The 20,381-nt window shown below is 65.2% G+C and carries 11 protein-coding genes, 2 rRNA genes and 1 pseudogene (1 of these 14 only partly in view); 9 read left to right on the top strand and 5 right to left on the bottom strand.

Annotation, left to right across the window (positions count from 1 at the left end; genetic code table 11):
- The 5 genes and pseudogenes from ACM62G_RS08400 to recD all read left to right on the top strand — a co-directional run.
- Positions 1-867: ribosomal RNA gene (locus ACM62G_RS08400) — 23S ribosomal RNA — on the top strand (it extends 2,024 nt beyond the left edge of the window).
- 149 nt (positions 868-1,016) lie between these two features.
- Positions 1,017-1,132: ribosomal RNA gene (gene rrf / locus ACM62G_RS08395) — 5S ribosomal RNA — on the top strand.
- Between the two features lie 203 nt (positions 1,133-1,335).
- Positions 1,336-4,796: pseudogene (gene recC / locus ACM62G_RS08390) on the top strand (exodeoxyribonuclease V subunit gamma).
- Positions 4,793-8,479 (top strand): exodeoxyribonuclease V subunit beta, encoded by a 3,687-nt coding sequence (recB, locus tag ACM62G_RS08385; RefSeq protein ID WP_419736991.1) that lies wholly within the window; start codon positions 4,793-4,795, stop codon positions 8,477-8,479. Before recC ends, recB begins: the two are co-directional and overlap by 4 nt.
- Entirely contained in the window at positions 8,476-10,563 is a 2,088-nt protein-coding gene (recD, locus tag ACM62G_RS08380) for an exodeoxyribonuclease V subunit alpha (protein WP_419736990.1), read from the top strand. Before recB ends, recD begins: the two co-directional genes overlap by 4 nt.
- A gap of 39 nt (positions 10,564-10,602) precedes the next feature.
- Here the strand turns inward: recD and ACM62G_RS08375 are convergent, their stop codons facing one another.
- The 4 genes from ACM62G_RS08375 to ACM62G_RS08360 form a co-directional block, all read right to left on the bottom strand.
- Complete coding sequence (locus tag ACM62G_RS08375) at positions 10,603-12,147, bottom strand: amino acid ABC transporter permease/ATP-binding protein (protein WP_419736989.1); 1,545 nt, start codon at positions 12,145-12,147, stop codon at positions 10,603-10,605.
- 140 nt (positions 12,148-12,287) lie between these two features.
- Positions 12,288-13,079, bottom strand: coding sequence for an ABC transporter substrate-binding protein (locus ACM62G_RS08370; RefSeq protein ID WP_419736988.1), 792 nt, complete (start codon positions 13,077-13,079; stop codon positions 12,288-12,290).
- Positions 13,080-13,116: 37 nt separating this feature from the next.
- Positions 13,117-14,175: an isopenicillin N synthase family dioxygenase gene (locus ACM62G_RS08365; protein ID WP_419736987.1), complete on the bottom strand. Its 1,059-nt coding sequence runs from the start codon at positions 14,173-14,175 to the stop codon at positions 13,117-13,119.
- 12 nt (positions 14,176-14,187) lie between these two features.
- Positions 14,188-15,039 carry a sugar phosphate isomerase/epimerase family protein gene (locus ACM62G_RS08360; RefSeq protein WP_273826367.1) on the bottom strand — a complete coding sequence of 284 codons (852 nt, stop codon included), beginning with the start codon at positions 15,037-15,039 and terminating at the stop codon, positions 14,188-14,190.
- A gap of 435 nt (positions 15,040-15,474) precedes the next feature.
- Here ACM62G_RS08360 and ACM62G_RS08355 point away from each other — a divergent pair, with 435 nt between their 5' ends.
- The 3 genes from ACM62G_RS08355 to ACM62G_RS08345 are packed head-to-tail and all read left to right on the top strand — an operon-like array spanning position 15,475 to position 17,736.
- On the top strand, positions 15,475-15,960 hold the full coding sequence (locus tag ACM62G_RS08355; RefSeq protein ID WP_419737500.1) for a YfiR family protein: 486 nt from the start codon (positions 15,475-15,477) through the stop codon (positions 15,958-15,960).
- The gene (locus tag ACM62G_RS08350; protein WP_419736986.1) at positions 15,957-17,228 is read left to right on the top strand and encodes a diguanylate cyclase domain-containing protein; all 1,272 of its coding nucleotides are present in this window, start codon (positions 15,957-15,959) and stop codon (positions 17,226-17,228) included. The genes ACM62G_RS08355 and ACM62G_RS08350 overlap by 4 nt, the downstream gene beginning before the upstream one ends.
- A gap of 4 nt (positions 17,229-17,232) precedes the next feature.
- Positions 17,233-17,736, top strand: a complete 504-nt coding sequence (locus tag ACM62G_RS08345; protein WP_054060413.1) for an OmpA family protein — start codon at positions 17,233-17,235, stop codon at positions 17,734-17,736.
- Positions 17,737-17,771: 35 nt separating this feature from the next.
- Here ACM62G_RS08345 and ACM62G_RS08340 read toward each other — a convergent pair whose 3' ends face one another.
- The gene (locus ACM62G_RS08340; protein ID WP_273826366.1) at positions 17,772-18,719 is read right to left on the bottom strand and encodes a LysR family transcriptional regulator; all 948 of its coding nucleotides are present in this window, start codon (positions 18,717-18,719) and stop codon (positions 17,772-17,774) included.
- Between the two features lie 128 nt (positions 18,720-18,847).
- Here ACM62G_RS08340 and ACM62G_RS08335 point away from each other — a divergent pair, with 128 nt between their 5' ends.
- Positions 18,848-20,371, top strand: coding sequence for a CoA-acylating methylmalonate-semialdehyde dehydrogenase (locus tag ACM62G_RS08335; RefSeq protein WP_054063723.1), 1,524 nt, complete (start codon positions 18,848-18,850; stop codon positions 20,369-20,371).
- The last annotated feature ends 10 nt before the right edge of the window (positions 20,372-20,381 follow it).

The following is a 20,381-nucleotide window of genomic DNA, read 5'->3' as shown; positions in this document are numbered from 1 at the left end:
GTGTATCCGCGGCTAGACGGAAAGACCCCGTGAACCTTTACTATAGCTTTGCACTGGACTTTGAATTTGCTTGTGTAGGATAGGTGGGAGGCTTTGAAGCGTGAACGCCAGTTTGCGTGGAGCCATTCTTGAAATACCACCCTGGCAACTTTGAGGTTCTAACTCAGGTCCGTTATCCGGATCGAGGACAGTGTATGGTGGGTAGTTTGACTGGGGCGGTCTCCTCCTAAAGAGTAACGGAGGAGTACGAAGGTGCGCTCAGACCGGTCGGAAATCGGTCGCAGAGTATAAAGGCAAAAGCGCGCTTGACTGCGAGACAGACACGTCGAGCAGGTACGAAAGTAGGTCTTAGTGATCCGGTGGTTCTGTATGGAAGGGCCATCGCTCAACGGATAAAAGGTACTCCGGGGATAACAGGCTGATACCGCCCAAGAGTTCATATCGACGGCGGTGTTTGGCACCTCGATGTCGGCTCATCACATCCTGGGGCTGAAGCCGGTCCCAAGGGTATGGCTGTTCGCCATTTAAAGTGGTACGCGAGCTGGGTTTAGAACGTCGTGAGACAGTTCGGTCCCTATCTGCCGTGGACGTTTGAGATTTGAGAGGGGCTGCTCCTAGTACGAGAGGACCGGAGTGGACGAACCTCTGGTGTTCCGGTTGTCACGCCAGTGGCATTGCCGGGTAGCTATGTTCGGAAAAGATAACCGCTGAAAGCATCTAAGCGGGAAACTTGCCTCAAGATGAGATCTCACTGGAACCTTGAGTTCCCTGAAGGGCCGTCGAAGACTACGACGTTGATAGGTGGGGTGTGTAAGCGCTGTGAGGCGTTGAGCTAACCCATACTAATTGCCCGTGAGGCTTGACCATATAACACCCAAGCAATTTGCGTCGAATGAGCAGATTGCGGTGTATGAAGACGAAGTGAACCGAAAGTTTGCCACGCACAAAGCACCAAAGACTGTCACGTACCCGATTCGCTGGAGCGTTGCCCAGGCAACGAGCTGGCTACCGAATTTCTTGACGACCATAGAGCATTGGAACCACCTGATCCCATCCCGAACTCAGAAGTGAAACGATGCATCGCCGATGGTAGTGTGGGGTTTCCCCATGTGAGAGTAGGTCATCGTCAAGATTAAATTCCGAAACCCCTATCTGCGCAGGCAGGTAGGGGTTTTGTCTTTTGCGGTGTTGAAACCGGCGTTGAAACGTCCGGAGCCGGGCTTGCCCGCGAAGAGGCCACCACGCTCCGCGTCACAGCACGGGGGCAGCACCATCCTCATCCGGCATAGATGTTAAAGTTCTGCCTTCGTTTCTGAATTCTCCAAGGAAGTCGTCATGCCGGACGCGACGTCACTCAATCCTGCGTTCATGGTTGTGCAGAGCAACAGCCCTGAGGAACTGCGCAGCCTGGTGATCAACGTGATGCGGCGTTACCCCCTGGCCCCCCTGGAGAACGAAATTGCCCTGGTGCAGAGCAACGGCATCGCCCAGTGGTTGAAGCTGGCCCTGGCCGAAGATGCCGAGGAGGACGACTCCGGGGGCTGCGGCATTGCCGCCGCCATCGATGTGCAACTACCCGGTACCTTCCTGTGGCAGCTCTACCGCATGGTATTGGGGCGCGACGAGATTCCGGCCAAGTCGCTGCTCGACAAGGCACCGCTGACCTGGCGCCTGATGCGTCTGTTGCCGGAGTTGATCGACCAGCCGCACTTCGAACCCCTGCAGCGTTTCCTGACCCACGACAGCGACCTGCGCAAACGCTACCAGTTGGCCGAACGCCTGGCCGACCTGTTCGACCAATACCAGGTCTACCGTGCCGACTGGCTGGAAGATTGGGCTGCCGGCCGCCACCAGTTGCGCAATGTCCGCGGCGAGATCAAGCCGCTGAACCCGGCCAACTGCTGGCAGGCCGAGCTGTGGCGCGCACTGTTGCTGGATGTCGGCACCGAAGGCATGGCCCAGAGCCGGGCCGGTGTGCACCAGCGGTTCATCGAGCGTATCAACAACCTCGAAGCCGCCCCGCGAGGCCTGCCCCCACGGGTGATCGTCTTCGGCATTTCCTCGCTGCCGGCCCAGGCCCTCGAAGCCCTGGCCGGCCTGGCGCGGTTCAGCCAGGTGCTGCTCTGCGTACACAACCCCTGCCGTCACCACTGGACCGACATCGTCGCCGACAAGGACCTGCTGCGTAACGAATACAAGCGCCAATCACGCAAGCCCGGCATGCCCCTGAGCCTCGACCCCGAGGCCCTGCACCAGCATGCCCACCCCTGCTGGCCGCCTGGGGCAAGCAGGGCCGCGACTACATCAACCTGCTCGACAGCTACGACGACCCGAACAGCTACCGGGCGGCTTTTCGCGATGGTCGCATCGACCTGTTCAGCGACAGCACGCCGCAGACCCTGCTCAACCAACTGCAGGACGATATCCTCGAACTGCGCCCGCTGGCCGAAACCCGTGAACGCTGGCCTGCCGTCGACCTGCTGCAGGATCAGTCGATCCGCTTCGAAGTCGCCCACAGCGCCCAGCGCGAAGTGGAGATTCTCCACGACCAGTTGCTCGCCCGCTTCAGCGCCAACCCGGATCTACGCCCCCGTGACGTGATCGTCATGGTTCCGGACATCGACAGCTACGCCCCGCATATCCGTGCGGTCTTCGGCCAGCTCGAACGCAGCGATCCGCGCTTCATCCCCTTCACTCTGGCGGACCAGGGCCAGCGTGGACGCGACCCGCTGCTGATCGCCGTCGAACACCTGCTGAAGCTGCCCGAAAGCCGTTTCCCGGTCAGCGAAATTCTCGACCTGCTCGACGTGCCGGCCCTGCGCGCCCGCTTCAATGTCCAGGAACGCGACCTGCCGACCTTGCATCGCTGGATCGAAGGCGCGGGCATCCGTTGGGGCCTCAGTGCCGAGCAACGCGCCGATCTCGGCCTGCCGGATGAACTGGAGCAGAACAGTTGGCGTTTCGGCCTGCGCCGCATGCTGCTGGGTTACGCCGTCGGCAGTGGTGAAGGCTGCGAAGGCATCGAGCCTTATGACGAAATCGGCGGCCTCGATGCCGCGCTGATCGGTCCGGTGGTCGCCCTGCTCGATGCCCTGGAAATCGCCCACCAGGAACTCTGCGAACCGGCTCGCCCGCAGCAGTGGGGCGAGCGCCTGCAAGCGCTGCTGCAACTGTTCTTTCTCGCCAGTACCGAGCACGATGACTACCTGTTGATCCAGCTCGAACAACTGCGCGCCACCTGGCTGGAAACCTGCGAGGCCGTCGGCCTGCAGGAGGAGCTGCCGCTGACCGTGGTGCGCGAGGCCTGGCTGGCCGGTCTCGACCAGGGCCGCCTGTCCCAGCGTTTCCTCGCCGGTGCGGTGAACTTCTGCACCCTCATGCCGATGCGGGCGATCCCGTTCAAGCTGGTCTGCCTGCTCGGCATGAACGACGGCGATTACCCGCGCGCCCAACCGCCGCTGGACTTCGACCTGATGGGCAGCGACTACCGCCCCGGCGACCGCTCACGCCGCGAAGACGACCGCTACCTGCTGCTCGAAGCCGTGCTCTCGGCCCGTGAACAGTTGTACATCAGTTGGGTCGGTCGCAGCATTCGCGACAACAGCGAGCGCCCGGCCTCGGTACTGATCGGCCAGTTGCGCGACCATGTCGCCAGCGGCTGGCGACTGCCCGACGCCGACGGTGAACGCCTGCTCGAAGCCCTGACCCGGGAGCACCCGCTGCAGCCCTTCAGTGCCCGCTATTTCCACGAAGGGGATGCCGGCCTGTTCAGCTACGCCCGTGAATGGCAGCAGTTGCACCAGCAGCAGGACCCCAGCGAGCCTGCCGGTGAACTCGCCCCCTACAGCCAGGACGAGCCGCTGACCCTGGCCCAGTTGCAAGATTTCCTGCGCAACCCCGTGCGGCATTTCTTCAGCCAGCGCCTGAAAGTCTTCTTCGAGGCCGCCGAAGCGCCATTGGCCGATGAGGAACCCTTCGTCCTCGATGCGCTGCAACGCTATAGCCTCAGCGACAGCCTGCTCAATGCCGCCTTGCAGCAGGTGGACAATCCCCAGCAGGCGTTGAACGACCAGGCCCGGCGCCTGCAGGGCAGCGGCCTGCTGCCCATGGCCGGCTTCGGTGAATTGCTGCAACAGGAACTGATCGAGCCGCTGCCCGGCCTGCTGGAGCGCTACCGGCAACTGCTGACGCTCTGGCCGACACCAGTGCCTAGCGCCGTGCCGGTCAGCATCGATAGCAGCAGTGGCGTGCGTCTGGAAGGCTGGCTGGCCGGCCTGCATCAACGCAGCGATGGCGGCTACCTGGCTGTCACGACGATCCCCAACGGCATCGGCTCGCTCAAGACCCGCAAATGGCATCGCCTGACCCGGCCCTGGGTCGAGCATCTGGTGGCCTGTGCCTGCGGCCTGCCGCTATCCACCGCGCTGGTCGCCAGCGACGATACCCTGTTGCTGCCTCCCTTCGAGCCGGAGCGGGCCCACACTCTGCTCGGCGAATTGCTGCTGGCCTGGCAGGTGGGCATGCGCCGGCCCTTGCCGGTGGCGATCAAGACCGCGTTCGCCTGGTTATCCCAGCCGGATCCGGCCAAGGCCGAGGCCGCCGCCCGCAAGGCCTATGAGGGCGATGGCGTCAACAGCGAGGGCGAGCGGCGGGAAAGTGCGGCCCTGGCCCGGCAGTTCGCCGACTACGATGCGCTGGTGACCAGCGAGGAATTCGAGGGTTGGTGCGACAGCCTCTATCGACCCTTGCTCGAAGCACCGTGGCGCTCCCTGGTGAACGAGGAGGCGCGCCCATGAGCGACAAGACACCGTTGGCCCTGGCCTTCCCGCTGCGCGGCAGCCAACTGATCGAAGCCAGTGCCGGTACCGGCAAGACCTTCACCATCTCCGCGCTGTACCTGCGCCTGGTTCTCGGCCATGGCGGCGAGGCGGCCGGGTTCGGGCGCGAGCTGCTGCCGCCGCAGATCCTCGTGGTGACCTTCACCGATGCCGCGACCAAGGAGCTGCGTGACCGTATCCGCACCCGTCTGGCCGAAGCCGCGCGTTTTTTCCGCGACGAGATCGCGGCCCCGGACGACCTGATCGCGCAACTGCGTGCCGAATACGTTGTCGAGCAATGGCCCGCCTGCGCCAATCGCCTCGACATCGCCGCGCAATGGATGGACGAGGCGGCGGTCTCGACCATCCACGGCTGGTGCCAGCGCATGCTGCGCGAGCACGCCTTCGACAGCGGCAGCCTGTTCACCCAGACCCTGGAAACCGACCACAGCGAACTGCTCGGCGAAGTGCTGCGCGACTACTGGCGGCTCTATTGCTACAAGATGCAGGGCGACGCGCTGCACTGGGTGCGCGCCAACTGGGGCGGGCCCGACGCCTTGCTGCCGAGGGTTCGCGCCCTGTTTGGCAATGTGACTCGTGACAGTGAGGAGGAGCCGGAGCCTGCCGAACTGATCGAGGCCTGTCTGCTCGAACGCCGTGAAGCCCTGTTGCAGATCAAGGCACCCTGGAAGCAGTGGGCCGCCGAGTTGCGCGAGATCTGCCTGCAAGGCGTGGCGAGCAAGGCGGTCGACGGTCGCAAGATGCAGGCGCGCTACTTCGAGCCTTGGTTCGAAAAGCTCACCGCCTGGGCCGAAGACGAAGCCCTGGAACAACTGGATATCGGCACCGGCTTCACCCGGTTGACCCCCGAGGGCATGGCCGAAGCCTGGAAGGGCGAGGCCCCACGGCATCCCGCGCTCGAGGCGATGGCCGCCCTGAAAGCCAGCCTCGATGCCTTGCCGACCCCTGACGCCGCGGTGCTGGAACACGCCGCCCGCTGGGTCGGCGCACGCTTCGAGGACGAGAAGCGCCGCCGCGCCGAAATGGGCTTCGACGACATGCTGCTGCGCCTCGACGCCGCGCTGCGTGCCGAGGGCGGCGAGCGCCTGGCCGGGCTGATCCGCGAGCAGTTCCCGGTGGCCTTGATCGACGAATTCCAGGACACCGACCCGGTGCAGTACCGGATCTTCGAAAGCATCTACCGCATCGAGGACAACAGCCCCGATGGCGGCCTGTTCCTGATCGGCGACCCGAAGCAGGCGATCTACGCCTTCCGCGGTGCCGATATCTACACCTACCTGCGCGCGCGCCAGGCCACCCTCGGCCGCCTGCACACCCTGGACACCAACTTCCGTTCCAGCCATGCGATGGTCCGCTCGGTCAATCATGTATTCGAACAGGCCGAGCAGCGGGAGCAGGGCCGTGGTGCCTTCCTGTTCCGTGAGGGCGAAGACAACCCGGTACCCTTCGTGTCGGTAGAGTCCCAGGGCCGCAAGGAGGCGTTCCAGATCGATGGCCAGCCCCAGGCGGCCCTGAACGTCTGGCAGTTGTCCTCCGAGCAGCCGCTGTCCGGCGCGGTCTACCGCCAGCAACTGGCCGCCAGTTGCGCCAGCGAGATCGTCGGCCTGCTCAATGGCGGGCAGCAGGGCCGCGTCGGTTTCAGCCGCGACGGCAATCTGCAGGGCGTGCTGCCCTCGGATATCGCCATCCTGGTCCGCGACGGCCAGGAAGCGCAGGCGGTACGCGGCGAGCTGGCCGCGCGCGGGGTGCGCAGCGTGTATCTGTCGGACAAGGACTCGGTGTTCGCCGCCCAGGAAGCCCACGACCTGCTGACCTGGCTCAAGGCCTGCGCCGAGCCGGATGTCGAGCGTACGCTGCGCGCGGCCCTGGCCTGTATCACCCTGAACCTGCCGCTGGCCGAACTGGAGCGGCTGAACCAGGACGAACTGGCCTGGGAGGCGCGGGTCATGCAGTTCCGTGGCTACCGCATGTTGTGGCGGACCCAGGGTGTGCTGCCGATGCTGCGCCGCCTGCTGCATGACTTCCAGTTGCCCCAGGCGCTGATGGCCCGCAGTGACGGCGAGCGGGTGCTGACCAACCTGCTGCACCTGTCCGAGCTGCTGCAACAGGCCTCCGGTGAGCTGGATGGCGAACAGGCGCTGATCCGCCACCTCGGCGAGCACCTGGCGCTGTCCGGGCAGGCCGGTGAAGAACAGATCCTGCGCCTGGAAAGCGACGAGCAACTGGTCAAGGTCGTGACCATCCACAAATCCAAGGGCCTGGAATATCCCCTGGTGTTCCTGCCCTTCATCTGCTCGGTCAAGCCGGTGGACGGCAGCCGGCTGCCGCTGCATTACCACGACAGCGACGGCAAGGCCCAGGTCAGCCTCAAGCCTACCGCCGAACTGATCGCCCAGGCCGACGACGAGCGCCTGGCCGAGGACCTGCGCCTGCTCTACGTGGCCCTGACCCGCGCCCGGCACGCCTGCTGGCTGGGCGTGGCCGACCTCAAGCGTGGCAACCACAACAGTTCGGTGCTGCACCTGTCGGCCCTGGGCTACCTGCTCGGTGGCGGTGCGGTGCTGGCCGAATCCACTGGCCTGGCGGGCTGGTTGCGCGATCTGCAACAGGGCTGCCCGGCGCTGGCCTGCCAGGAACTGCCCGCGCCCAACGACCTGTCTTACCAACCGCCGCGCAACCAGGCGACCCTGCTCGAACCGCTGCTGCCCAGGCGCAAGGCCGCCGAGCATTGGTGGATCGCTTCCTACAGTGCCCTGCGCATCAGTGAGCAGTTGGGCGCCGGCAGTGATGAAGCGCCGGAAAACCCCCAGGCGCAGAAACTCTTCGACGACGAGCGGCTGGACCCGGACGCGCCGCGCGAAGTGCTGGCCAGCGGAGGCGATATCCACCGTTTTCCCCGGGGGCCGAACCCCGGCACCTTTCTCCATGGCCTGCTGGAGTGGGCCGGTGACGAACGTTTCACGGCCGACCGCGCGCTGATCGAAAAGGCCGTCGCGCCGCGCTGCAACCTGCGTGGCTGGAAGGGCTGGATCGAGACCCTGAGCGACTGGCTCGCGCACCTGCTGCAGGTGCCTTTCCGCCTTGGCGACGACCAGCCGCCGGTGGCGCTCAACAGCCTCGCCAGCTACCAGGTGGAAATGGAATTCTGGTTCGCCAGCCACAAGGTCGACGTGCAGCAGGTCGACGCACTGGTTCGTCGCCACACCCACGGCGGCGTCGCCCGGGCGGCGGCCGAACCGGTACTGCTCAACGGCATGTTCAAGGGCTTCATCGACCTGACCTTCGAGCATCAGGGCCGCTACTACGTGGCCGACTACAAGTCCAACTGGCTGGGTGCCGACGATGCGGCCTATACCGAGCAGGCCATGGCCGCCTCGATCCTCGAGAACCGCTACGACCTGCAGTACGTGCTCTACCTGCTGGCCCTGCATCGCCAGCTCAAGGCACGGGTACCGGACTACGACTACGACCGGCACATGGGCGGGGCCCTGTACCTGTTCCTGCGCGGCACCCGCGCGCCGAGCCAGGGCGCCTATTTCGCCCGGCCGCCACGCGTGTTGATCGAACAACTGGACCTGCTGTTCCAGGGCAAGCCGGTACCGAAATCCGAACCCGCCTGGGAGCAGGGGAGTCTTTTATGAAACGTTCCTTCGCCGACCTGCTGCCCACTGCGCTGAATGATGACAGCCTCGCCGAACTGGCACCGCTGACCCGCGCCGAGGACCTGCTGCTGTTGCTCGAACGCTGGTTCGAGCGCGGCTGGGTACGGGCGCTGGACAAGGCGTTCGTGGCCTTCCTGCATGAGCTCGACCCGCAGGGCGATCCGCTGGTGCTGCTGGCGGCCGCCCTGACCAGTCATCAATTGGGTCATGGGCATGTCTGTCTCGACCTGTTGGAAACCCTGAGCGAGCCGGACTTCGCCCTGTCGCTGCCGCCGGAAGGCGACGTGCAGAGCGCGGCGCTGCTATTGCCCTCGCAACTGCTGGTGGCGCTGGATGGCGAGGCCTGGTGCCGGGCATTGCAGGCCAGCCCGCTGGTGGCATTGGCCGACGATGAGAGCCTGGAGGCCGGGCAGCGGCCGCTGGTGCTCAGTGGTCGGCGGTTGTACCTGCGTCGTTATTGGACCTATGAGCGGCGGATCGACAGCGCCTTGCGCCTGCGGCTGGCTGAACAGGAAGCCACCCCGGACGATCTGGCCTGGCGCCTCACCGAACTGTTTGGCGCCGCCGGCAGCAGCGGGCGCATCGACTGGCAGAAACTGGCCTGTGCCCTGGCCACGCGAGGTGCTTTCAGCATCGTCACCGGCGGTCCCGGCACCGGCAAGACCACCACCGTGGTGCGTCTGCTGGCCTTGCTCCAGGCGCCGGCGGTGGAGGCGGGCAAGCCGCTGCGCATCCGCCTCGCCGCACCGACCGGCAAGGCCGCCGCGCGGCTGACCGAATCCATCAGTGCCCAGGTGCGTTCGCTGACCATCGATGAAGCGGTGCGTGCCCGGATCCCCAGTGAAGTGACTACCGTGCACCGCCTGCTCGGCAGTCGCCCGGGCACCCGACACTTCCGCCATCACGCCGGCAACCGCCTGCCGCTGGATGTCCTGGTGGTGGACGAGGCATCGATGATCGACCTGGAAATGATGGCCAACCTGCTCGACGCGCTGCCGGTGCATGCGCGGCTGGTGCTGCTGGGGGACAAGGACCAGTTGGCTTCGGTGGAAGCCGGCGCGGTGCTCGGTGACCTGTGTCGCGATGCCGAGGAGGGCTGGTACAGCGCTAGCACGCGCGCCTGGCTGCAGGCGGTCAGTGGCGAGGATATCGGCACCAGTGGCCTGTGCGAGGCCGCCGAGGGTAGCCATTCGCTGGCCCAGCAGGTGGTGATGCTGCGCCACTCGCGACGCTTTGGCGAAGGCAGCGGCATCGGCCAACTGGCGCGGCTGGTCAACCAGCAGGCGGCCGACGAGGCCCGTGCCCTGTTGCAGGCGGGCGCGCATGACGACCTGTTCGCCCTGGCCCTCAAGGGCGAGCAGGACCGCAAGTTCGACAAGCTGGTGCTCGATGGCGAGGGCAGCCAGCGCAAGGGCTATCGGCATTACCTCGACGTGATGCGCGGTCATCGTCCGTCCGTTGAGCGTGACCTCGATGACCCGTGCTGGGAAGACTGGGCGCGTGCGGTGCTGCGCGCCTTCGACGAGTTCCAGCTGCTCTGCGCCGTGCGCAAGGGGCTCTGGGGCGTCGAAGGCTTGAACCAGCGCATCACCGAAGCGCTTTATGCGAGGCGGCTGATCGACAGCGACCAGCACTGGTACGAGGGCCGGCCGGTGCTGATGACGCGCAACGACTACGGGCTGGGCCTGATGAACGGCGATATCGGCATCGCCCTGCGCCTGCCCGAGCGCGATGGGCCGCAAGTGGGCAAGCAGGTGCTACGGGTGGCGTTTCCCCGTAACGACGGCCAGGGCGGCGTGCGGTTCGTCCTGCCGAGCCGCTTGAACGATGTGGAAACCGTCTACGCCATGACCGTGCACAAGTCCCAGGGCTCGGAGTTCACCCACACCGCGCTGATCCTGCCCGAGGCGCTGAACCCGGTGCTGACCAAGGAACTGATCTACACCGGGATCACCCGGGCCAAGGACTGGTTCAGCCTGCTCGAACCGCGTGGCGGGGTGTTCGAGGAGGCGGTGCGGCGCAAGGTCAAGCGCCTGAGCGGGCTGATGCTGGAGCTGGGGTAGCGGGATTCAGGGCTTGCCCGCGAAGGGCGCCCCCTCACCTCAACGCCCAACCCTGTCCAGCGCCGCCACTTCCTGGCGCTCGATCCCCATGAACCGTCGCACCCGTTCCCCCTGATCACCCTCGCGAATCTCCCGCGGGCTGGCATCGAGCTGCACCACGCCGCTCTCCATGAAGATCACCCGGTCGGAGATCGACATGGCGAAATCCATCTCATGAGTGACGATCAGCATCGTCATGCCTTCGTCGGCCAGCTCGCGGATCACCTTGAGCACGTCTCCCACCAGCTCCGGGTCCAAGGCCGAGGTGGGTTCGTCGAACAGCATGATCTGCGGCTCCATCGCCAGCGCCCGGGCGATCGCCACCCGCTGCTGCTGGCCGCCGGACAACTGATGCGGGTACTTGTGGGCATGGGCCAGCAGGCCGACCTTGTCCAGCAGCGCCAGCGCCCGCTGCTCGCTCGGTTCACGGCTGACCCCGTGATAACGCGGCGCCAGGGTGACGTTGTCGAGAATGCTGCGGTGCGGGAACAGGTTGAAGTTCTGGAACACCATGCCGATGCTGCGCACGCCCCGGCGGACCTGCGGGCTGTTGGCGCGGTCGCTGGCGCTGATGAAGCTTTCGCCGAACAGCACGATTTCGCCCTGGTCGATGCTTTCCAGGCCGTTGATGGTGCGGATCAGCGAGGTCTTGCCGGAGCCGGACGGGCCGATGATCGAGATCACCTGGCCGCTGCCGACGTTCAGGTCGATGCCCTTGAGCACTTCGTGATTGCCGTAGCGCTTGTGGATATTGCGCAACTGCAGGGCCGGGGCGGCTCCGGCCATCGGCAGCGGGCGGACGCTCGCCGGTGACGGCAGCAGGCGCGACCTGAGGCTGGCGGTGGCGCTGTCGGCGAGGGTTTGCGGCTTGCGCTGGTTCAGGTCCAGGTAGCGCTCCAGGCGTTGCAGCAGCCAGCCGAACAGGCTGACGATCAGCACGTAGTACACCGCCACCGCGCCGAGGGTTTCCATCACCAGGAAGTTCTGCGCGTAGAGACGCTGGCCGACCGTGAGGATTTCGGTGAGGGAGATCACCGAGACCAGCGACGTCAGTTTCACCACGGTGATGTATTCGTTGATCAGCGTCGGCAGCGAAATGCGGAACGCCTGGGGAATCACGATCAGCCGTTGCAGCCCGAGCAGGCCGATGCCGAGGGCGCGGCCGGCCTCCTTCTGGCCCTTGGCGACCGAGATCAGCCCGCCGCGATGGATCTCGGCCATGTACGCCGCCTCGGTGACCACCAGAGCGAACAGCCCGGAGTAGAACGGGTTGGACAGCACCCGGCCGGTGGCCGGTAACAGTTGCGGCAGGTTGTAGACGAACACCACCAGCACCAGCAGCGGAATGCTGCGGAAGAACCAGATGTACACCGCGGCCGGTACGCGCAGCCAGGCCGAGGCCGACAGCTTGGCCGAGGCCAGGACGAAGCCCAGCACCATGCCGATGAACCAGGCCAGCGCGCTGAGCTCGACCACCGTGACACAGGCCTGCCAGAAGGCGGGCATCGAGAACAGCGAAAGAAAATAGGGCCAATCGAATTGCATGGGAACCTCGGTGATTCAGGGCCTGGCGCCTTTTTGGGGAAAAACATTGCCCCTGGAGAAACCGATCGGGGTGAACACCCTCCTTGTGGGAGCCGGCCGAGCGGTTCCCACAGGAGGTGCGTCTTCCACGGGGCGTGTGCTTATTCCGCCGCTTCCAGCGCGTACTTGTTCAGGATCGCCGTGTACTCACCGCTCTTCTTCGTCTCCTCGAACGCCTTGAGCAGTGCCTGGTAAGTGGCGTCATTGCCCTTCTTCACGAAGATCCCCAGGGTCTGCTGGTAAATCGGATGTTCGGTGGTCACCACCACCCGGCCCTTGGTCCGCTCGGCAATCATCTTCGCCGCACCGGCGATTTCCACCTGCGCCTGGATATTGTTCGACAGCAGCGCCTGGGTGACCTCCGGCGCCGAGGGGTATTCGCTCACGGTGATCTCCCCCTTGCCCTTGGGCACGCAGTATTCGCTGGACAGCTTGCGGAACTGCGCGACCCAGGTGGTGCCCTGTTCCAGGCCGACCTTCAGTCCGCACAGGTCCTCCGGCGTCGCCGGCTTCAGCCCGCTGTCCCTGGGCACCATGATCGCCGCGCCGGTCCTGGCGTAGGCGATGGTCATGGCCTGGGTCTGGCGCTCGGGGGTGATGTACATGCCGGAAATGATCGCGTCGAACTTGCCGGCGTTCAGGCCCATGATCAGGCTCGGAAACTTGGTGTCGATGAACTCCGCCTTGCTCTCCATGTGCTTGGCCAGCGCGTGGGACAGTTCCGGATCGGAGCCGACCACGTTCTTGTCCGCGTCGTAGGACTCGAAGGGCGGATAGGTGATTTCCATGCCGATTTTCAGTTGGCCGGGCGTGGCCGTCGCGGCGGCGAAGGCGCTGGCGGTGCAGAGCAGGGTGGTGGCGAGCAGGGTCAGGCCAGGGAGGTGCTTGAGCATGGACGATAACTCCGGGTTGGGTAGGTGAGCGGCAGGTTCAGGAAGGCTGCGCCTGGTTTTTCAGGTGACCGAAACTCGAGGGTTTGCGGGCTTTTTCCGGCAGGTCGATCTCGCCGTTCTCCACGCGCCGGCGCAGGTACTGGTAGGTCTGCAGCGCCTGGCCGTACATGTGCTCGCCGATGGCGATCTGTTCGTATTCCTGGCCTGCCTTGGCGAAGCTCGGCAGCGGCCGGATCAGGGTGTGGTAGTCGCAGGCGTAGAACAGCGGGAAGGCGTAACGCTCCTCGCTGACGGTACGTACCCGGTGGGCGGTGGCGACGAAGGCACCGGCGGTCATCACTTCGAGCATGTCGCCGATGTTCACCACGAAGGTGCCGGGGATCGGTGGCGCGTCGATCCACTGGCCCTGGTCGTTCAGCACCTCCAGGCCGGGCTTGTCGGCCAGCAGGATGGTGAAGCACTCGTAGTCGGTGTGGGCGCCGATGCCCGGGGCGTCCTGGGCGGCGTCATCGAACGGGTAGTGGATCAGCCGCAGCTTCGACGGCGGCCGGGTGACCAGCGCATCGAAGGTGTTTTCCTCCAATCCCAGGGCCAGGGCGAAACCGCCGAACAGCTTGCGTCCCAGGGCGAAAACCGCGGCGTAGTAGGCCTGCGCGGCCTCCTTGAAACCCGGTAGCGTCGGCCATTCGTTCGGCCCCAGCAGCGGGGTGCCGGCCAGCACCAGCGGGTCGTCCGCCGGCACCTCGAAGCCGATGTCGAAGGCTTCCTTGTGGTCCGGCTTGCCCTTGGCATACACCTCTTCGCCCTCGGGCACGAAGCCCTTGTGGGTCTTCGAGGTGCCGATGTAGTGCTGCATCTTGGTTGCGAACGGTTGGGCGAAATAGTCCCTGGCCGCCTGGCGCAGGTTGGCGATCAGTTGCGGGTCGATGCCGTGCCCGGTGATGTAGAGGAAACCGACCTCGCTGGCGGCGGTGCCCAATTGATCGGCGACCGCCAGCCGATGTTCCAGTTCGACGCTGAACAACCCGGCGATATCCACCACCGGAATGCTCTTGAAATTGGCCTGGGCCGGATGCTTGTGACTGTTCTCAGGCATGACGCGAACGCCTCACGGTTGGGTTGAATGACGGAAACGGTCGAAGTGCTCGCGCTCGGTGCGGGCCATCCACACGTTGAGCGACCACAGGTCGGCGACCGGAACGTTGGTGAAGGGCAGGTGATGCAGGTAGCCGTCGGCACCGAACTCCGGGGTCAGTGTGCTGACCGTGTAACCGCGGGCCTGCTGGGCGCGCCAGACGCTTTCCCAGTGGGCCTGGTGGAAGGCCAGCTCGCGGGCGTACTCCGGGGCGCCGGGATGAGGCACCTGCGGGCCCTGGTCATAGCCGACCCGGGCCTGGATATGGTGGACGCGCTCGACGAATGGCCGCAGGTCGTCGGCCGGGTCGTCGAGCAGGCGCTCGCAGGTGACCACCCAGTGGCTGATGTCGCTGGTGAAGCGCAGGTCGGGCAGTTGCCGGATCAGCTCAAGGGTCACCCAGGGGTTGAACAGCGAGCGTGCACGATGGGTTTCGAAACTGCAGGCCTGGCCCTGCCGGCGGGCCAGGTCCATGGCCTGGCCGAAGAACTCCACCTGCTGCGCCAGGGGCCAACGGTCGTTGCCGGCCAGTACGTTGACGAAACGTGGCTCCAGTTCGGCGGCCCAGGCGAGTTTCTGTTCGAGGTCGCGCAGATGCTCGACGGGGGCTGCCGACTGCTCGGGGAGCACATCGTAGGCGGTGAAGACGGTGCTGATGTAAGGCGTGCGGTTGGCACGCAGGAAGGCGGCGAACTCGGCACGTTCTGCGGCCGCCAGTGGCAGGCGGGCTTCCATGCCGTCGAAGCCGGCCTCCAGCAACTCGTCGAGTGCCTGGGCCTTGCTGGCGGTGTAGCCCCACAGGGTGCGGAAAATCTCCAGTTTCATCAGTGAACCTCGACCAAACCTCAAGCTGCTCGGGACCCGCCACGGCGAGAAGCCTGGGCGAGCGGTTAGGGCAGTTGGAAAGGTTTCGTCGAGCCGGCCCTCTTCTGTGGGGCGGTCTCACTGACGCCAGGCGCCGCTTGCGCAGCGTCATGAACCAGCCTGCGAAGGGCGATGGGTCGATCTTAGGCAGCCCCGCAGGCGGGGAAAAATAGCAAACCTCAAATCGATACTTCAGAGATTTCTAAACCAATAGTGGGCTATGCATGATCTCAATCTAACGCTGGTTTGCCAGCTATATGCTATCGTTGCGGCAATATTCTGACGTAGTATCCAGAGAATTCTCACATGAACATGGCTGCCTGGATGATGTGGCGGTTTTTTGGCTCAAGACAGTTCGCGGCGTTCGTCCTGTGTTGCCTGTTCATGCACGCGGGCATGGCCGAAGACGCCGCTCCCCATGGCGGCGCCGAGCAGCGGGCCCAGGCCGTCACCCAGGTGGTGCTGGGTATTCTCAGCTACGCCCGCTGGCCGGTGGAGCCGGCGCAGTTGCGCCTGTGCATTGTCGGGCCGACCCAATACACCGATGATCTGGTCAAGGGCACGACCCAGGCCAGCGGCCGCCCGGTGCTGGTACAGCGCCTGCTGGCCAGCAACCCGGCCGTCGGCGACAGCTGTGACGCGGTGTACATCGGCCAGTTGTCCAGCAACGAGCGCAACCAGTTGTTCGCGTCACTGGCCGGCCATGCGGTGCTGAGCATCAGCGAAGAAGGCGACCATTGCGTCGTCGGCAGCCTGTTCTGCCTGCGTGTCGGCGACGAGCAGGTGGCGTTCGAGGTCAACCTGGATTCGGTGGCCCGCAGCGGCGTGCGCATTCACCCCAGCGTCCTGCAACTGTCCCGCCGGCAGGCCCCACAGCCATGATCGGTCTGCACAAGCCGGACAACCGCCGCACCCTGCGTTCGGTGCTGGGGCGTGGGCACATGCTGGTGGCCCTGGCGGCGGTCGGCCTGGTCAGCGTTTCGCTGACCTTGTTCGGTGTGCTGGCGCTTCGGGTCTACGCCGACCACAACCTGCACCTGATCGCCCGCTCCATCAGCTACACCGTCGAGGCGGCGGTGGTGTTCAACGACCGCAGTGCGGCGACCGAAGCCCTGGACCTGATCGCCTCGACCGAAGAAGTGGCCGAGGCCGAGATCTTCACCGCCAGCGGCCAGCGCCTGGCCCATTGGCAACGCCCGGAAACCGGTCTGCTGTCGCGGCTGGAAATGCAACTGGCGAGGAGCCTGCTGGAACAGCCCATCGAACTGCCGATCCTGCACCAGAACCGCGAGGTCGGCAGCGTGCGCCTGACCGGTCATGGCGCCAGCCTGATGCGCTACCTGCTCAGCGGCCTGGCCGGCATCCTGGTGTGCAGCGTGCTGGCGGCCTGGCTCGGTCTGTACCTGGCCCGCCGGCTGCTGCGCGGGATCCTCGTGCCGCTGCGCAGCCTGGCCGAAGTGGCCCACGCCGTGCGTAGCGAGCGGGCCTTCGAGCGGCGGGTACCGCCGGCGCAGATTGTCGAACTGGACAACCTCGGCAACGACTTCAATGCCCTGCTCGATGAGCTGGAAGCCTGGCAGACGCACCTGCAGAACGAAAACCAGACCCTGGCGCACCAGGCCAGCCACGACAGCCTGACCGGCCTGCCCAACCGGGCCTTCTTCGAAGGTCGGCTGATGCGCGCCTTGCGCAACGGTGCCCGGCAGGGCGAGCGGGTGGCGGTACTGTTTCTCGACAGCGACCGCTTCAAGGAAATCAACGACACCTTCGGCCATGCGGCAGGCGATGCGGTATTGGTGGCCGTGGCCACGCGGGTGCGCGCGCAACTGCGTGAAGATGACCTGGTGGCGCGGCTTGGCGGCGACGAGTTCGCCGTGTTGCTGACCCCGCTGCACAGCATCGAGGACGCTGAGCAGATTGCCGAGAAGATCATCGCCAGCATGGAACTGCCGATCCCGGTGCCCGGCCCGACCCAGGTCGTCACCTCGCTGAGTATCGGCATCGCCGTCTACCCCGATCACGGCAACACCCCGGGCTCGTTGCTCAATGCCGCCGATGGCGCCATGTACCAGGCCAAGCGCCTTTCCCGAGGCAGTCGACACACCGCGCAGTCGGAGCACAGCGCCGCCTCAGTCCCCACCAGGAGTTGAACCCTTGTCTACCTTGACCCAACGTTCCCTGCGATTTTTCAGCGTTGCCCTGTTTGCCGCCCTGCTGGCGCTGGGCGGCTGCCAGACGGCTGCGCAGAAAGGCCTGAGCCCGGCGCAGATCGCCGTCCTCAAGCAGCAGGGTTTCGAACTGACGGACGATGGCTGGGCTTTCGGCCTGTCGGGCAAGGTGCTGTTCGGCAGTGACCTGGATGGGTTGAACCCGCAAAGCCAGGCCATCGTCGAGCGGATCGCCAGGGCCCTGCTCAGCGTGGATATCCAGCGGGTGCGGGTGGATGGGCACACCGATGCGTCGGGCAAGGACGACTACAACGAACAGTTGTCGGTACGCCGGGCCAACAGTGTGGCGACGGTACTGCGGCAGTCCGGGATGAAGCCGGAAAACATCCAGGTCCGCGGCCTGGGCAGCCGCGAACCGGTGGCCAGCAACAGCACCGTGGCCGGGCGGACAGAAAACCGCCGGGTGGCGATCGTGGTGATTGCCGACTGAGTGCCCGCGAAGAGGCCTATCCGACTGGCGGCATTCTAATCGACGAACCGAAGCTCCCGCGTCTCCCCCAGCAGCAGCGGTCGATTCAGTTCCGTGACTTCCCGAATGTAGTCCCACAACAGATTGATCCGCTTGAGTTTGCGCAGATCTTCCCGGCAATACATCCAGAACTGCCGGGTGATACTTACCTCATCCGGCAACACCGGCAGCAGGTTCGGGTCCTGGGCCGCCAGGAAACACGGCAGGATCGCCAGCGCCCGGCCCTGTTGCGCCGCGACGAACTGGGCGATCACGCTGGTGCTGCGCAGGTTGGCGGTGGCGTTGGGCAGCAGGTTGGCCAGGTACAGCAGCTCGTTGCTGAACGCCAGGTCGTCGACGTAGCTGACGAAACGGTGCCGGCCCAGGTCGCTGGCGCGGCGGATCGGCGGGTGCTGGTCCAGGTACGGCTGGGTCGCGTACAACTGCAGGCGGTAGTCGCACAGCTTGCAGCACACATAGGGCCCGTGCTCCGGGCGCTCCAGGGCGATGACGATATCCGCCTCGCGCTTGGACAGGCTGATGAAGTGCGGCAGCGGCAGAATGTCCACCGAGATCGCCGGGTAGGCGTCGACGAAATGGCTCAGTTGCGGGGTGATGAAGAAGCTGCCGAAGCCCTCCGTGCAGCCCATGCGCACATGCCCCGAGAGCGCCACGCCAGACCCCGACACCTGCTCGCAGGCCATGTGCAGGGTGCTTTCGATGGACTCGGCATAGCCCATCAGGCGCTGGCCCTCGGCGGTGAGGACGAAGCCGCTGGTGCGCGACTTTTCGAACAGCAGGGTGCCCAGGGCCGCCTCCAGCGAACTGATGCGCCGTGACACCGTGGTGTAGTCCACCGCCAGGCGCTTGGCCGCGCTGCTGGCCTTGCGGGTACGGGCAACCTCAAGGAAAAACTTCAGGTCGTCCCAGTTCAATGAACCCAAAGACGTGATGTTTTTTTGCATGTTGATCCGGTTTTTATGTGCGTTCTTATTAGAAGAATGCACATCTATACTCCAAAAACAGTCCAGTCACCATGCTCGGGTATCGTCCCGTCCGGGATTCGGCCATTACAATAATTCAGGAGACTTCCATGAACGTTTCTCTCAAGCCCGACGCCACCCTCAAGACCGCCCGATTGCTGATCGACGGCGAGTGGGTCGAATCCCAGAGCAGTGAGTGGCACGACATCGTCAACCCGGCGACCCAGGAAGTGCTGGCCAAGGTGCCCTTCGCCACTGCCGCTGAAGTGAATGCGGCGATCGACGCTGCCCAGCGTGCCTTCCAGACCTGGAAGCTGACCCCCATCGGCGCCCGCATGCGCATCATGCTCAAGCTGCAGGCGCTGATCCGCGAACATTCCAAGCGCATCGCCGCCGTGCTCAGCGCCGAGCAGGGCAAGACCCTGGCCGACGCCGAGGGCGATATCTTCCGCGGCCTGGAAGTGGTGGAGCACGCCTGCTCGATCGGCACCCTGCAGATGGGCGAGTTCGCCGAGAACGTCGCTGGTGGCGTCGACACCTACACCCTGCGCCAGCCGATCGGCGTCTGCGCCGGGATCACCCCGTTCAACTTCCCGGCGATGATCCCGCTGTGGATGTTCCCGATGGCGATCGCCTGCGGCAACACCTTCGTTCTCAAACCGTCCGAACAGGACCCGCTGTCGACCCTGATGCTGGTGGAGCTGGCGCTGGAAGCCGGCGTGCCGCCGGGCGTGCTCAACGTGGTGCACGGCGGCAAGGAGGTGGTGGATGCGCTGTGCACCCACAAGGACATCAAGGCGGTCTCGTTCGTCGGTTCGACCGCCGTCGGTACCCACGTCTATGATCTCGCCGGTCGCCACGGCAAGCGCGTGCAGTCGATGATGGGCGCGAAGAACCACGCCGTGGTGCTGCCCGACGCCAACCGCGAGCAGACCCTCAATGCCCTGGTCGGCGCCGGTTTCGGTGCGGCCGGCCAGCGTTGCATGGCCACCTCGGTGGTGGTGCTGGTAGGGGCGGCGAAGCAATGGCTGCCGGACCTCAAGGCGCTGGCGCAGAAGCTCAAGGTCAACGCCGGCAGCGAGCCGGGCACCGATGTCGGTCCGCTGATTTCCAAGCGGGCGAAGGAGCGGGTGCTGGGCCTGATCGAAAGCGGCATCCAGGAAGGCGCCAAGCTCGAACTGGACGGCCGCGCTATCGTCGTGCCGGGCTTCGAGCAGGGCAACTTCGTCGGCCCGACCCTGTTTTCCGGGGTGACCACCGACATGCAGATCTACACCCAGGAAATCTTCGGCCCGGTGCTGGCGGTGATGGAGGTCGACACCCTCGACGAGGCCATCGCCCTGGTCAACGCCAACCCCTTCGGCAACGGCACCGGCCTGTTCACCCAGAGCGGCGCCTCGGCGCGCAAGTTCCAGAGCGAGATCGATATCGGCCAGGTCGGCATCAACATCCCGATCCCGGTGCCGGTGCCGTTCTTCAGCTTCACCGGCTCCCGTGGCTCCAAGCTCGGCGACCTGGGTCCCTACGGCAAGCAGGTGGTGCAGTTCTACACTCAGACCAAGACGGTCACCGCGCGCTGGTTCGATGACGACAGCGAGAACCATGGCGTGAACACCACCATCAACCTGCGCTGAGCGAGGAACG

It is taken from the genome of Pseudomonas sp. COR18 (assembly GCF_048568395.1).
GTDB lineage: Bacteria > Pseudomonadota > Gammaproteobacteria > Pseudomonadales > Pseudomonadaceae > Aquipseudomonas > Aquipseudomonas fuscovaginae_B.
The sequence above is the reverse complement of the archived record's forward strand: the minus strand, read 5'-3'. Positions and strand labels throughout refer to the sequence as shown.

Excerpts from the sequence above, each read along its gene's own strand:
- recB (WP_419736991.1), top strand. The coding sequence starts at position 4,793 with ATGAGCGACAAGACACCGTTGGCCCTGGCCTTCCCGCTGCGCGGCAGC.
- recD (WP_419736990.1), top strand. The coding sequence starts at position 8,476 with ATGAAACGTTCCTTCGCCGACCTGCTGCCCACTGCGCTGAATGATGAC.
- ACM62G_RS08375 (WP_419736989.1), bottom strand. The coding sequence starts at position 12,147 with ATGCAATTCGATTGGCCCTATTTTCTTTCGCTGTTCTCGATGCCCGCC.
- ACM62G_RS08370 (WP_419736988.1), bottom strand. The coding sequence starts at position 13,079 with ATGCTCAAGCACCTCCCTGGCCTGACCCTGCTCGCCACCACCCTGCTC.
- ACM62G_RS08365 (WP_419736987.1), bottom strand. The coding sequence starts at position 14,175 with ATGCCTGAGAACAGTCACAAGCATCCGGCCCAGGCCAATTTCAAGAGC.
- ACM62G_RS08360 (WP_273826367.1), bottom strand. The coding sequence starts at position 15,039 with ATGAAACTGGAGATTTTCCGCACCCTGTGGGGCTACACCGCCAGCAAG.
- ACM62G_RS08355 (WP_419737500.1), top strand. The coding sequence starts at position 15,475 with ATGGCCGAAGACGCCGCTCCCCATGGCGGCGCCGAGCAGCGGGCCCAG.
- ACM62G_RS08350 (WP_419736986.1), top strand. The coding sequence starts at position 15,957 with ATGATCGGTCTGCACAAGCCGGACAACCGCCGCACCCTGCGTTCGGTG.
- ACM62G_RS08340 (WP_273826366.1), bottom strand. The coding sequence starts at position 18,719 with ATGCAAAAAAACATCACGTCTTTGGGTTCATTGAACTGGGACGACCTG.
- ACM62G_RS08335 (WP_054063723.1), top strand. The coding sequence starts at position 18,848 with ATGAACGTTTCTCTCAAGCCCGACGCCACCCTCAAGACCGCCCGATTG.